Genomic DNA, 13,406 nt, shown 5'->3' on the forward strand with positions numbered 1-13,406 from the left:
AGGGACTTTATGCCTGAGGGCAAAATTATTAAAGCATTAAGCGGATTTTATTATGTGCTGGATGAGTCTCTAGAAAGTGGCAAAGTAATTCAGTGTAGAGCAAGAGGGATTTTTCGTAAAAACAAAATAACCCCTCTTGTTGGAGATTATGTCGTCTATCAAGCAGATAACGATAAGGAAGGCTATTTGCTGGAAGTAAAAGAGCGGACCAATGAGCTGGTTCGGCCGCCTATTAGCAACGTTGATCAAGCGGTGCTCGTTTTCTCAGCAGCAGAGCCGACCTTTAGTACATCGCTGTTAGACAGATTCCTAGTGCTTGTTGAAGAGAGCCAGATTGAACCGATTATCTGCATCACAAAAATGGACTTGCTGAAAACAGAGCAAGAGCGAGAAACGATTCAAGCCTATGCAGAAGACTATCGCCAAATTGGATACGACGTTCATTTAACATCGACGATCGAAGGGGATGGAATTGAAAAACTGACCCCGCATTTCCATCACAAGATTACTGTATTTGCAGGTCAATCAGGTGTAGGGAAGTCTTCTCTCTTAAATGCGATGAGTCCTGATTTAGCACTGAAAACAAATGATATTTCCTCCCATCTTGGCAGGGGGAAACATACAACAAGACATGTGGAACTCATTCGAACGGCTGAAGGGCTCATTGCCGATACACCAGGATTTAGCTCGCTTGAATTTACAGGTATCGAAGCGGAAGATTTAGGGCTCTATTTCTTAGAAATCAGAGAGAAGAGTGCAGAATGTAAATTCAGGGGCTGTTTGCACGTAAAAGAGCCTGGATGTGCAGTAAAAGAGGCAGTAGAACACGATCGCATCAGAGAGTATCGCTATCAGCATTATTTAGAGTTTTTAACTGAAATTAAAGACAGAAAGCCGAGGTACTAAATCATGGTTTATATTGCCCCATCCATTTTATCAGCCGATTTTGCCAATCTGGAGAAAGATATCCGTGATGTGGAACAAGGTGGAGCGGATTATATTCATATTGATGTGATGGACGGTCATTTTGTACCGAATATGACATTTGGACCAAATGTAGTGGAGGCGATCAGGCCGCATACAAAGCTGCCGCTCGATGTTCACTTAATGATTGAGCAGCCAGACCAGTATATCCCTGCATTTGCAAAAGCGGGCGCTGATATTATTTCTGTTCATGTCGAGGCGTGTCCACACTTACATCGCACGATTCAGCATATAAAAGAACAAGGTGTCAAAGCAGGGGTCGTTTTGAACCCGCACACACCCGTTTCTCAAATCGCGCATGTATTAGAGGATGTTGACCTAGTCTTATTCATGACGGTGAACCCTGGTTTTGGCGGACAGGCGTTTATTCCTTCTGTTCTCTCAAAGGTAAAAGAAGTAAAGACACTTAGTGAACAAAAGGGCTTAACCGATTTACTCATTGAAATAGATGGCGGTGTCAATGTAGAGACAGCAAAGAGCTGCAAAGAAGCAGGCGCTAATCTACTGGTTGCCGGCTCAGCGGTATATGGGAAAGATGACCGCGCGGCGGCCATTCAGGCCATTCGAGAAGCATAAGAAAAAGAACCAAAGTCATTGTGATCTTTGGTTCTTTTTCAATGGAGAGGAGCGTAATCATGCACATACATATCGTAGCTGGCGGTCCTTTTGCGTACATCCCGCCGCTTGATCATGAAGCATCTGAGGAGGACATTCTCTGGGTCGGCGTAGATCGGGGAACCCTTTTCTTACTAGAGCACGGCATTGTACCTGACAGAGCATTTGGTGATTTTGATAGTGTGACAGAAGAAGAGCTTCATGAACTGAAAAAGAAATTGCCTGCACTCAATCTATTTCAGGCAGAGAAAGATGAAACGGATTTAGAACTTGCGCTGAACTGGTCTTTGCGTCAGAATCCAGCACATATTCAAATTTACGGTATCACAGGCGGAAGAGCAGATCATTTTCTTGGGAATATCCATCTCCTTTATAAAGGCATTCAGCACAAACAGAGCATGACCCTTGTAGACAAACAAAATATCATTCAAATGTTTGGACCTGGTACATACGAAATCAAACAAGACCCGGATAAAAAATATGTGTCGTTTTTGCCCTTCGGTACATCGGTTGAAAAGCTGACATTAAAAGGTTTCAAATATCCTCTGAAAAATTGTCATATTGAGCCTGGTTCCACACTATGTATTAGTAACGAACTCATCCACTCAAATGGTACTTTTTCTTTTCATGAAGGCATATTAATAATGGTAAGAAGCAAAGATTGACCAACCTATCAATGTGGATGGCTGATTAAGCTCAATTGTGCTGCAAGCGGTACTTTTAGGAGGGGGACAAAATGAAATTTTATACAATCAAACTGCCTAGATTTCTTGGCGGCATTGTCCGTGCGATGCTTGGTTCATTTAAGAAAGATTAATGAGTAATCTCCTTTATTTCCACATAAAAACGCCTGCTACAGTTAAATGTAGCAGGCGTTTACTCTTGCTTATACACGCTCAACTTTACCAGATTTCAAAGCTCGAGCTGATACATATACTCTTTTAGGCTTACCGTCCACTAGAATACGAACTTTTTGAAGGTTCGCGCCCCATGTACGTTTTGTAGAGTTCATTGCGTGAGAACGGTTGTTCCCAGCTTTTGTTTTTCTGCCTGTAATAACGCATTTACGTGCCATTTGTTTCCCTCCTAACTGCGAAAACATCATCATATTCTTCATATACGTACTTAGAGATGCCTCAAGATACTTTAATAATTTACCACAGCTTCAAGGGGTTTGCAAGGATTGTTTACTCCTCTTTCAAGAAAAATACCTTGACATCTTGATAAAAAATCAAGGCTATAGTATAAGTAGGATTGGGTCGGATTGAATGATTTCTTTTAAAAAGAAGGGTCTTATAGTAAAATAGTGATAACTCAGGGCAATTTCTCAAAAAGGGGGAACCAATGTGTCCATTGAACTTAGAACGAAATACGGACAAATTGATATATCAAATGAAGTCATTGCAATGGTGGCAGGAGGCGCTGCGATCGATTGCTATGGTATTGTTGGCATGGCGTCCAAAAATCAAATAAAGGACGGCTTGACGGATATTCTCCGCAAAGAGAACTTCAGCCGGGGTGTTCTTGTGCGTCAAAAAGAAGATCGCATTCATATTGATATGTACATCATCGTCAGCTACGGTACAAAAATATCAGAAGTCGCACATAATGTTCAAACGAAAGTCAAATATACGATTCATCACACGATTGGACTTTCAGTTGACTCAGTCAACATTTATGTACAAGGAGTAAAAGTTACGAACCCGTAGTAAGGAGGAAATATATTGTCTATTAGAAATCTGGGTGGCCGCTCATTTGCAAAAATGATTCTTGCAGGTGCTCACCATCTTTCTCAAAACGCACAAATTGTTGATGCGTTAAATGTTTTTCCAGTGCCAGACGGAGACACGGGGACAAATATGAATTTGTCAATGACTTCAGGGGCAAAAGCAGTTGAAGAAACAAATACCGATCACATCGGTAAGGTCGGGGTGGCTCTGTCAAAAGGGCTGTTAATGGGGGCAAGAGGAAACTCAGGTGTGATCCTGTCTCAGCTCTTCAGAGGTTTCAGCAAAAATATAGAACAAAAAGAAACAATTGATGCAAAAGAATTTGCGCTTGCCTTGCAGGCCGGTGTTGATACAGCATATAAAGCCGTCATGAAACCGATTGAAGGAACCATCTTAACGGTTGCAAAGGACGCAGCAAAGAAAGCGGTTGCTGTTTCAGCAACAGAAGACCAAATCGATCGTGTGCTAGAATTAACGATTGAGGAAGCAAGAGCATCACTTGACCGAACGCCAGATCTCCTTCCTGTTTTAAAAGAAGTCGGCGTTGTAGATAGCGGCGGTAAAGGGCTTCTTTGTGTATATGAAGGTTTTCTTGCTTCCTTAAGAGGAGAAGAGCTTCCTCCTAAAACGGCCTCTTTGCCAACATTAAAAGAATTAGTGAGTGCAGAGCATCATAAAAGTGCACAAAGTCATATGAACACAGAAGATATTGAATTTGGCTACTGTACAGAATTTATGGTGAAATTTGAAGAAGACAAACAGTCCTTTGACGAAAATGCCTTCAGAGAAGAATTAAGCGAATTCGGAGATTCACTTCTTGTGGTATCTGATGATACGCTTGCAAAAGTTCATATTCATGCAGAGCAGCCGGGAGATGTCTTATCATATGCACAGCGCTACGGCAGCTTGATTAATATGAAAATTGAAAACATGAGAGAGCAGCATAGCTCGATCGTCAATGAAGAAAAAGATCACTCGCCTGCTGCACCAAAAGCAACAGCTGCTGAAAAACAGCGTTTTGGAGTAGTGAGTGTCGCAATGGGAGAAGGGATTGCTGACTTGTTTAAAAGTATCGGAGCATCCGTCGTCATTGAAGGCGGACAGACAATGAATCCGAGCACAGAAGACATTGTCAAAGCAATTGATAGCATTCATGCCGAAACCGTCTTTATCTTACCTAATAATTCTAATATTGTCATGGCAGCTAAACAGGCGGCAACTGTCTCAAGTCGTGAGGTCGTTGTTATTCCGACAAAGACCGTTCCTCAAGGAATGTCGGCACTTCTTTCTCTCAATGAAGCAGCTTCAAATGAAGACAATGAAGCAGCGATGTTAGAAGCGATTGATCATGTGAAAAGCGGCCAAATTACCTTTGCAGTGAGAGATACCCAAATTGATGGGATCGACATTGCCAAAGGCGACTATATGGGCCTATACAATGGAAAAATCACCTTAACAGCTAAAAATCAATTAGATGCAGCAAAAGAGCTTTTGACCCAAATGGTGACAGAAGATGATGAGATTGTCACAATCATCAAAGGGGAAGATGCATCATCTGATGAGATGGAAGCTTTAGAAGCATATATTGAAGACACATTTGAAGATGTAGAAGTTGAAGTCCACGATGGAAAACAGCCGCTTTATTCATATATTTTGGCTGTTGAATAAAGAAAGAAGGGCACATGAAGCCCTTCTTCTTCTTTTGCATTTTTTTACTATGTGTTCATTCGTGAAATGAGTTGCGGGAATCGAATGAATCCATTAGTCTAAAGGGAGTAACAAACCAATCTGTGATTGGTGATGAGAGGGGAAGACCTATGAAATTTAGAAGTGTGTTTGATATTATTGGACCCGTCATGATTGGTCCATCAAGTTCGCACACGGCGGGTGCGGCTCGTATTGGAAGAGTGGCTCGCAGCTTGTTCGGAAGGGAACCGAAACGAATTACTGTGTCGTTTTATGGCTCTTTTAAAGATACGTATAAAGGACACGGGACAGATGTAGCCATTATCGGCGGTGTTCTTGACTTTGATACATTTGATGAACGAATTAAAACAGCGATTGATATTGCAAAAAGCAAAGAAATCGACATTGAGTTTAAAGAAGAAGATGCGGTACCTGCGCATCCAAATACAGCAAAAGTAGAAATTTCAGATGCGAATGGAAGCCTTGAATTAATCGGGATTTCCATTGGCGGAGGTAAAATTGAAATCACAGAATTAAATGGCTTTGAACTGAGACTCTCAGGGAATCACCCGGCCATTCTTGTGGTTCATAACGACCGTTACGGGACGATTGCAGCAGTTGCCAATGTGTTAGCGAAATTCGCCATCAACATTGGTCATATGGAAGTGGCACGTAAAGAGGTCGGGCAAGAAGCACTCATGACGATTGAAGTGGATCAGAATATTGATCCAGCGGTTTTAACAGAGCTTGAGACGCTGCCAAACATTATTCAAGTCACACAAATTGCAGAGTAACAACAAGGAGGTTATGTATGATGTTTAAAAACGTCAAAGAACTCGTGCAGCTAACAGAAGATCGGAATACCTCCATTTCAGAAATTATGATTACTCAAGAAATGGAAGTGACAGGGAAGTCACGTGAAGACATTTTCTCGCAGATGTACCGCAACCTAGAAGTGATGGAACAGGCCGTTGAAAACGGATTGAAAGGTGTGAAATCATTATCTGGTTTAACAGGCGGGGATGCGGTGAAACTTCAAGCATATATCGCATCAGGCAAAACATTGTCTGGTCATACCATTTTAGATGCCGTGAGTAAGGCAGTGGCAACAAATGAAGTGAATGCAGCAATGGGAACGATCTGTGCAACGCCTACAGCTGGCTCAGCAGGTGTTGTGCCAGGAACGCTCTTTGCGGTGAAAGAAACATTAAAGCCAACAAAGGAACAAATGGTCAGATTCCTATTTACATCTGGTGCATTTGGTTTTGTTGTCGCCAATAACGCAAGTATCTCTGGTGCAGCAGGCGGCTGTCAGGCAGAAGTAGGATCTGCATCAGGTATGGCAGCAGCAGCCATTGTAGAAATGGCAGGCGGTACGCCGCAGCAATCCGCTGAAGCCATGGCCATCACCCTAAAAAATATGCTGGGTCTTGTTTGCGATCCAGTCGCAGGACTTGTGGAAGTGCCATGTGTGAAACGAAACGCAATGGGCGCTTCTAATGCGATGATTGCAGCAGATATGGCACTTGCCGGCATTACAAGCCGCATCCCTTGTGATGAAGTCATTGATGCGATGTACAAAATTGGTCAAACGATGCCAACAGCTCTTCGTGAGACTGCACAAGGCGGACTTGCTGCAACACCGACAGCAAGGGAGCTTGAAAAGAAGATTTTCGGAGGTGTGACCTCATCTCGTGATACAGAAATTGCAAGATAAGATCTCTGCCCTCAAAGGGATTGGAGAAGAAACAGAAAAAACACTAAATGAACTTGGAATCTACACAGTAGCCGATTTACTCGGCTACTTTCCTTATCGATATGACGACTATGAGCTTCGCAACTTAGAGGAAGTCAGGCATGACGAACGTGTCACAGTTGAAGGAAAAGTGCACAGTGAGCCCGTTCTCACCTATTATGGAAAAAAACGAAGCAGGCTGACATTCAGGCTGCTTGTCGGTCGTTTTTTGATTACAGCTATATGCTTCAATCGCCCTTATTTAAAACGAAGTCTTGTTTTAGGCGATACGGTATCCGTCACAGGGAAGTGGGATAAAAACCGGCAATCCATTATGGTGCAGGAATTTAAAAAAGGAACACACGAACAAGATGGCAGTATAGAACCTGTTTATTCAGTCAAAGAAAATGTAACCGTGAAGATGATGAGACGATTTGTAAAACAAGCGTTGTCACTCTATGTAGACCATGCTGAAGATCCACTGCCAAAGCAGCTTGTAGCTGCTTATAAACTCATGTCTTATCAAGAAGCACTAAAAACCATTCATCTCCCTGAAACGAGAGACTCGCTCAAGCATGCAAGACGACGCTTCGTGTACGAGGAATTTCTCATCTTTCAGCTGAAGATGCAGGCGATCAGAAAAAAAGAACGAGAAAAAACATCAGGCATCCAGCATCCGTTCGCAAAAGAGGCGGTCTTTGAGTTTGTTCATAGCCTGCCGTTCCCGCTGACAAAAGCACAATCAAGAGTGCTGGATGAAATTATGGCAGATATGGCATCCCCGTACCGAATGAACCGGCTTCTTCAAGGAGATGTTGGATCGGGGAAAACAGCTGTAGCGGCAATTGCCCTTTATGCCGCTCATTTATCCGGCTTTCAAGGTGCGCTGATGGTGCCAACTGAAATTTTGGCTGAACAGCATGCCGATTCACTGTATCAGCTATTTGAAAAATGGGGGCTAAATATTGCTCTTTTGACGAGTTCAGTGAAAGGAAAGCGCCGCAGAGAACTGCTTGAACGTCTGAAAGAGGGAGATATTGATATTTTAGTCGGCACGCATGCCCTTATCCAGGACGAAGTGGAATTTCAGCAGCTTGGTCTTGTTATTACAGATGAACAGCACAGGTTCGGCGTGGAACAGCGGAAAAAACTGCGAAGCAAAGGGCAGGACCCAGATGTTTTGTTTATGACCGCAACGCCGATTCCAAGAACGCTTGCCATCACAGTATTTGGAGAAATGGACGTCTCTGTCATTGATGAGCTGCCAGCCGGCCGAAAGCAGATTGAAACGTATTGGGTGAAGCATGACATGCTTGAACGGATTCTTGCTTTTGTTGATAAAGAGCTGAGAAAAGGCAGACAAGCGTATATTATTTGTCCACTTATAGAAGAATCAGACAAACTGGATGTCCAAAATGCGATTGATGTTCACAGCATGCTGACAGAGGCGTATCGCGGAAAATGGTCGATCGGCTTAATGCACGGGAAACTCGCCAGTGATGAAAAAGATCAAGTGATGAGAGATTTCACTTCCAATGAAGTGCAAATCCTTGTGTCAACGACAGTTGTTGAAGTTGGTGTCAACGTGCCGAATGCGACCATCATGGTCATTTATGATGCGGACCGCTTTGGACTGTCACAGCTTCATCAGTTAAGAGGCAGGGTCGGACGCGGAGAGCATCAATCTTTTTGTATTTTAATGGCGGACCCTAAATCAGAGACCGGTAAAGAACGCATGCGGATCATGTCTGAAACAACGGATGGCTTTGAACTGTCTGAAAAGGACTTAGAACTAAGAGGCCCTGGCGACTTCTTTGGCAAGAAACAAAGCGGAATGCCTGAATTTAAAGTGGCAGATATGGTTCATGACTATAGAGCGCTTGAAACCGCTAGAAAAGATGCGGCAGAGCTCGTGCAGTCTGAAGCCTTTTGGACAGACCCTGAATACAAAGAACTTAGGCAAACACTCGTAGACAGCGGTGTGCTTGGCGGAGATAAATTGAGCTGATCAAGTGCTGGCGGAATTTTCTTGTCTTTTTGAAACAAGGATTGATTTATCATCTATGAGATTATATACTACTATTAGTACCTAGTCATAAATGTACGGATGGTGTCTGCATATGAAACTAAATAAAAAAGAACGACAAAAGCTTCTCCAGCAAACGATCAGCTCGACTCCGTTCATTACTGATGAAGAATTGGCAAGTAAATTCGGTGTAAGCATTCAAACGGTTCGTCTTGACCGTTTGGAGCTATCAATCCCTGAATTACGCGAACGAATTAAGCACGTGGCCGAAAAGACATTAGAGGATGAAGTGAAGTCTCTTCCGCTGGATGAAGTCATTGGAGAAATGATTGATGTAGAGCTTGATGATCAAGCGATTTCCATTTTTGAAGTGAGAAAAGAGCATGTATTCAGCCGTAACCAAATTGCCAGGGGACATCATCTTTTTGCCCAGGCAAATTCGCTGGCAGTAGCCGTCATCGACGATGAACTGGCTTTGACAGCAAAAGCAAATATTAAGTTTACAAGGCAGGTCAAACAAGGCGAAAGAGTCGTCTCAAAAGCCAAAGTTGCCTCACATGATAAAGAAAAAGGCAGAACCGTAGTTGAAGTAAACAGCTATGTAGGTGAGGAAGTTGTCTTCTCAGGCGATTTCGTCATGTATCGCTCAAAACAAAAGTAAAAGGTGGCACATAACATGAGAATTGCAGTCGATGCAATGGGGGGAGATCATGCCCCTAAAGCCATTATTGACGGTGTGCAAAAAAGCTTAGAAGCATTTTCAGATATCGAGATTACACTAGTCGGCGATGAAAGCAAGATCAAATCATACATAACAAATCATGAACGCATCACGATCTTAGATGCAAAAGAAGTCATTGAACCAACGGATGAGCCAGTGCGTGCAGTGAGACGTAAAAAGGATTCTTCTATGGTGAAAATGGCGCAGGAAGTTTCAGAAGGAAGAGCAGATGCCTGTATTTCAGCTGGAAATACTGGGGCACTCATGACAGCAGGCCTGTTTATCGTAGGCAGAATTGATGGCATTGACAGACCAGCACTTGCTCCGACGTTGCCAACACTTGATGGCAGCGGGTTCTTATTATTGGATGTCGGCGCAAACGTTGATGCAAAGCCAGAGCATCTTGTGCAATATGCCATGATGGGATCTATTTACGCAGAGCATGTCTTCCCGAAGAGCAATCCACGCGTTGGACTTTTAAATGTCGGGACAGAAGATAAAAAAGGCAACGATTTAACGAAAAAAACCTTTGAATTATTAAAAGCATCAGATTTGAATTTCGTAGGAAATGTAGAATCGCGTGACTTATTAGAGGGTGTAGCTGATGTCGTTGTCACAGATGGTTTCACGGGGAATATCGCCCTTAAAACGATCGAAGGCACAGCTCTTTCTGTTTTTAAAATGCTGAAAGAAACCTTAACATCCAGCTTCACAGCTAAAATAGCAGCAGGTATGATGAAGCCAAAATTAATGCAGATGAAATCTAAAATGGATTACTCCGAATATGGTGGTGCCGCATTATTTGGTTTAAAAGCGCCCGTTATTAAAGCGCATGGATCCTCTGATGAAAATGCGATTTTTCATGCCATTCGTCAGGCGCGCGACATCGTTAAAAAAGACGTTTCAGCTATCATTCATCAAGAAGTTCAAAAAGAAGACACGAATGAGTCGTAATGGAGGTAGAGTAGCATGAGTAAAATTGCTTTTTTATTCCCAGGCCAAGGCTCTCAAAAAATTGGCATGGGAAAAGATTTATTTGACCAAGAAGCAGCATCTAAAGCTGTGTTTGAAGAAGCAGATCAGACCCTTGGTTTTGATTTATCTTCAATGATTTTTGAAGGAGATGCAGAAGAACTGACGCTGACATATAATGCACAGCCAGCTCTTTTAACGACAAGCATCGCGATCTTAAAGAAATTTGAAGAGAGCGGAATCAAAGCAGATTATGCAGCAGGGCACAGTCTGGGTGAATATACAGCCCTTGTTGCAGCGGGAGCTCTTTCGTTTAAAGATGCCGTTTTCGCAGTGAGAAAGCGCGGCGAATTAATGAATGAAGCCGTTCCAGCAGGAGAAGGCGCAATGGCGGCGATTCTTGGCTTAGACCAAGCAGCGCTTGTAGAAGTGACAAAAGAAGTGACAGAAAGCGGTCATCTTGTAGAACTTGCGAACTTAAACTGTCCGGGCCAAATCGTCATCTCTGGTACAGCAAAAGGTGTGGAACTTGCATCAGAGAAAGCGAAAGAAAAGGGCGCAAAACGTGCAATTCCACTTGAAGTGAGTGGACCTTTCCATTCTGCATTAATGAAACCAGCAGCTGAAAAATTCACAGATGTATTATCTAAATTAGACATTTCTGATGCCGCGACGCCAGTGATTTCAAACGTAACAGCAGACATCGTGACATCACGTAATGAAATTGAAACGAAGCTGATTGAACAATTGTATTCTCCTGTTCGATTTGAAGAAAGTGTAGAACGCTTGATTGACTTAGGCGTGACAACATTTATTGAAATTGGTCCTGGTAAAGTGCTCTCAGGTCTTGTGAAAAAAGTCAATCGCCGCCTGACGACCATTTCCGTATCAGATCAAGCAACAATTGAAGCAGCTATTCAAACACTCAAGGGGGATTCTTGATGCTTACAAATAAAACAGCCGTTGTCACAGGTGCATCTCGCGGTATTGGCCGTTCGATTGCGATCGATTTGGCGAAAAAAGGTGCCAATGTTGTGGTGAACTATTCAGGCAACGAAGCAAAAGCAAATGAAGTCGTCGATGAGATCAAAGCACTTGGCCAGCAGGCTTTTGCTGTCAAAGCGGATGTGTCAAATGCAGAAGAAGTACAGGCATTAATGAAACAAGCCGTTGATACATTTGGTTCAATCGACATTCTTGTGAATAATGCTGGAATTACAAAGGACAACCTGCTCATGAGAATGAAAGAAAATGAATGGGATGATGTCATTAACATAAACTTAAAAGGTGTCTTCAACTGTACAAAAGCTGTGACACGTCAAATGATGAAACAGCGCAGCGGAAGAATCATCAATGTAGCATCTGTTGTCGGCGTTTGCGGAAACCCTGGACAAGCAAACTACGTTGCAGCAAAAGCTGGTGTGATCGGATTAACGAAAACAACAGCGAAAGAGCTGGCAAGCCGTCATATTACAGTCAATGCCGTAGCACCAGGCTTTATTTCTACTGATATGACTGACAAGCTTGATGAGAATGTTCAAACAGAAATGCTTAAGCAAATCCCGCTCGCACGCTTTGGTGCGCCTGAAGATATAAGCAACGTTGTTGTCTTTTTAGCTTCAGAAGGAGCAGGTTATATTACAGGCCAAACCATCCAAGTGGATGGCGGAATGGTTATGTCCTAAGAAATATCAAAATTTCGTTACGTTTTCTCTAGTTTTTTAAAAACGAATCAACTATAATACTTTGAGGGGAGGTGAAAGGCAATGGCAGACGTATTAGAGCGTGTATCAAAAATTATTGTAGACCGCCTTGGCGTTGATGAGGCTGACGTGAAAATGGAGGCTTCATTTAAAGAAGATTTAGGCGCTGATTCCCTTGATGTAGTTGAGCTAGTTATGGAACTTGAAGATGAGTTCGATATGGAAATTTCTGACGAAGATGCTGAAAAAATTGCAACAGTCGGTGACGCTGTGAACTACATAAATAGCCAGCAATAAGCGTAACAAAGTCCCGTCTATTTTCATGGCGGGACTTTGAAAATTTATGTTAGTTTCAACATATTCAGCTGATCAATTGTCAGCCTTTTTCAGATGCTAAGGAGCACGGTTTCCTTGCATGTAGAAAGAGAGACTCCATATAATCAGTATCCTTAAAGGCGATGACGCCTACCTGGAGGTTGCTATGCCAAAACAATATAAAGACAAACAGAAACAGAGCAAAAAACTAGAGCAATTCAGAGAATTTCAGCAGCGCATTTCTGTACACTTTAAAAATGAGAAACTACTCTATCAAGCCTTTACACATTCCTCTTATGTGAATGAGCATCGGAAAAAACCTTATGAGGATAATGAAAGACTCGAATTTTTAGGGGACGCTGTTTTAGAGTTGACGATCTCACAGTTCTTATTTGCAAAGTACCCAGCCATGAGCGAGGGAGATTTAACAAAACTGAGAGCGGCGATCGTATGTGAGCCATCACTTGTGTCATTAGCGCATGAGCTGTCCTTCGGAGACCTTGTTCTTTTAGGAAAAGGGGAAGAAATGACAGGCGGCAGAAAACGCCCAGCACTCTTAGCAGACGTATTTGAGGCGTTTATCGGAGCGCTTTATTTAGATCAAGGACTTGAGCCTGTTGAACGATTCCTAGAAGCCTATGTATACCCGAAAATTAATGACGGGGCATTCTCACATGTCATGGACTTTAAAAGCCAGCTTCAAGAATTTGTTCAGCGAGATGGAAAAGGTGTACTTGAATACCGAATCCTGCATGAAAAAGGTCCAGCGCATAACCGGGAATTTGAAGCCAATGTATCCCTTAGAGGAGAAGTGCTCGGAATTGGAAATGGTCGTTCAAAAAAAGAAGCGGAACAGCATGCTGCACAGGAAGCACTTGCTAAATTACAGAAACATCATATGAACCAATAAAATCCCCCT

At 42.7% G+C, this 13,406-nt stretch carries 16 protein-coding genes; 15 read left to right on the top strand and 1 reads right to left on the bottom strand.

The annotated features are described in order from the left end of the window. The first annotated feature begins 9 nt into the window (after nucleotides 1-9). The 4 genes from rsgA to spoVM all read left to right on the top strand — a co-directional run bounded on the left by rsgA (nucleotide 10) and on the right by spoVM (nucleotide 2,416). Entirely contained in the window at nucleotides 10-906 is an 897-nt protein-coding gene (gene rsgA / locus BA79_RS02570; RefSeq protein ID WP_035700725.1) for a ribosome small subunit-dependent GTPase A, read from the top strand. A 3-nt stretch (nucleotides 907-909) separates the two neighbouring features. Continuing rightward, nucleotides 910-1,560, top strand: coding sequence for a ribulose-phosphate 3-epimerase (gene rpe, locus BA79_RS02575; RefSeq protein ID WP_017367226.1), 651 nt, complete (start codon nucleotides 910-912; stop codon nucleotides 1,558-1,560). A gap of 59 nt (nucleotides 1,561-1,619) precedes the next feature. Beyond that, nucleotides 1,620-2,264 carry a thiamine diphosphokinase gene (locus BA79_RS02580; protein WP_017367227.1) on the top strand — a complete coding sequence of 215 codons (645 nt, stop codon included), beginning with the start codon at nucleotides 1,620-1,622 and terminating at the stop codon, nucleotides 2,262-2,264. Between the two features lie 71 nt (nucleotides 2,265-2,335). Next, nucleotides 2,336-2,416, top strand: coding sequence for a stage V sporulation protein SpoVM (spoVM, locus tag BA79_RS02585; protein WP_008354550.1), 81 nt, complete (start codon nucleotides 2,336-2,338; stop codon nucleotides 2,414-2,416). A gap of 69 nt (nucleotides 2,417-2,485) precedes the next feature. Here spoVM and rpmB read toward each other — a convergent pair whose 3' ends face one another. Beyond that, on the bottom strand, nucleotides 2,486-2,674 hold the full coding sequence (gene rpmB, locus BA79_RS02590; RefSeq protein ID WP_003212514.1) for a 50S ribosomal protein L28: 189 nt from the start codon (nucleotides 2,672-2,674) through the stop codon (nucleotides 2,486-2,488). Nucleotides 2,675-2,945: 271 nt separating this feature from the next. On the opposite strand from rpmB, the gene BA79_RS02595 reads away from it, so the two are divergent. The 11 genes from BA79_RS02595 (at nucleotide 2,946) to rnc (ending at nucleotide 13,397) form a co-directional block, all read left to right on the top strand. After that, nucleotides 2,946-3,308 carry an Asp23/Gls24 family envelope stress response protein gene (locus BA79_RS02595; RefSeq protein ID WP_008344871.1) on the top strand — a complete coding sequence of 121 codons (363 nt, stop codon included), beginning with the start codon at nucleotides 2,946-2,948 and terminating at the stop codon, nucleotides 3,306-3,308. Nucleotides 3,309-3,323: 15 nt separating this feature from the next. Then, nucleotides 3,324-4,997 carry a DAK2 domain-containing protein gene (locus BA79_RS02600; protein WP_025207321.1) on the top strand — a complete coding sequence of 558 codons (1,674 nt, stop codon included), beginning with the start codon at nucleotides 3,324-3,326 and terminating at the stop codon, nucleotides 4,995-4,997. A gap of 149 nt (nucleotides 4,998-5,146) precedes the next feature. Continuing rightward, on the top strand, nucleotides 5,147-5,809 hold the full coding sequence (gene sdaAB, locus BA79_RS02605) for an L-serine ammonia-lyase, iron-sulfur-dependent subunit beta (protein ID WP_017367229.1): 663 nt from the start codon (nucleotides 5,147-5,149) through the stop codon (nucleotides 5,807-5,809). Between the two features lie 20 nt (nucleotides 5,810-5,829). Further along, nucleotides 5,830-6,732, top strand: coding sequence for an L-serine ammonia-lyase, iron-sulfur-dependent, subunit alpha (gene sdaAA / locus BA79_RS02610; RefSeq protein ID WP_035701072.1), 903 nt, complete (start codon nucleotides 5,830-5,832; stop codon nucleotides 6,730-6,732). Beyond that, nucleotides 6,710-8,758, top strand: a complete 2,049-nt coding sequence (gene recG / locus BA79_RS02615; protein WP_035700728.1) for an ATP-dependent DNA helicase RecG — start codon at nucleotides 6,710-6,712, stop codon at nucleotides 8,756-8,758. Before sdaAA ends, recG begins: the two co-directional genes overlap by 23 nt. A gap of 112 nt (nucleotides 8,759-8,870) precedes the next feature. After that, a complete protein-coding gene (fapR, locus tag BA79_RS02620; RefSeq protein WP_017359102.1) occupies nucleotides 8,871-9,437 on the top strand; it encodes a transcription factor FapR in 567 nt (188 codons plus the stop codon). 15 nt (nucleotides 9,438-9,452) lie between these two features. Further along, on the top strand, nucleotides 9,453-10,451 hold the full coding sequence (gene plsX / locus BA79_RS02625) for a phosphate acyltransferase PlsX (RefSeq protein WP_017359101.1): 999 nt from the start codon (nucleotides 9,453-9,455) through the stop codon (nucleotides 10,449-10,451). Nucleotides 10,452-10,466: 15 nt separating this feature from the next. Further along, complete coding sequence (gene fabD, locus BA79_RS02630) at nucleotides 10,467-11,411, top strand: ACP S-malonyltransferase (protein ID WP_017367232.1); 945 nt, start codon at nucleotides 10,467-10,469, stop codon at nucleotides 11,409-11,411. Continuing rightward, the gene (gene fabG, locus BA79_RS02635; protein ID WP_008344855.1) at nucleotides 11,411-12,154 is read left to right on the top strand and encodes a 3-oxoacyl-[acyl-carrier-protein] reductase; all 744 of its coding nucleotides are present in this window, start codon (nucleotides 11,411-11,413) and stop codon (nucleotides 12,152-12,154) included. The genes fabD and fabG overlap by 1 nt, the downstream gene beginning before the upstream one ends. 81 nt (nucleotides 12,155-12,235) lie before the next feature. Beyond that, a complete protein-coding gene (acpP, locus tag BA79_RS02640) occupies nucleotides 12,236-12,469 on the top strand; it encodes an acyl carrier protein (protein ID WP_003212028.1) in 234 nt (77 codons plus the stop codon). Between the two features lie 184 nt (nucleotides 12,470-12,653). Then, the gene (gene rnc / locus BA79_RS02645) at nucleotides 12,654-13,397 is read left to right on the top strand and encodes a ribonuclease III (RefSeq protein WP_008344850.1); all 744 of its coding nucleotides are present in this window, start codon (nucleotides 12,654-12,656) and stop codon (nucleotides 13,395-13,397) included. Nucleotides 13,398-13,406: the final 9 nt, after the last annotated feature.

It is taken from the genome of Bacillus altitudinis 41KF2b (assembly GCF_000691145.1).
GTDB classification, from domain to species: Bacteria; Bacillota; Bacilli; order Bacillales; family Bacillaceae; genus Bacillus; species Bacillus altitudinis.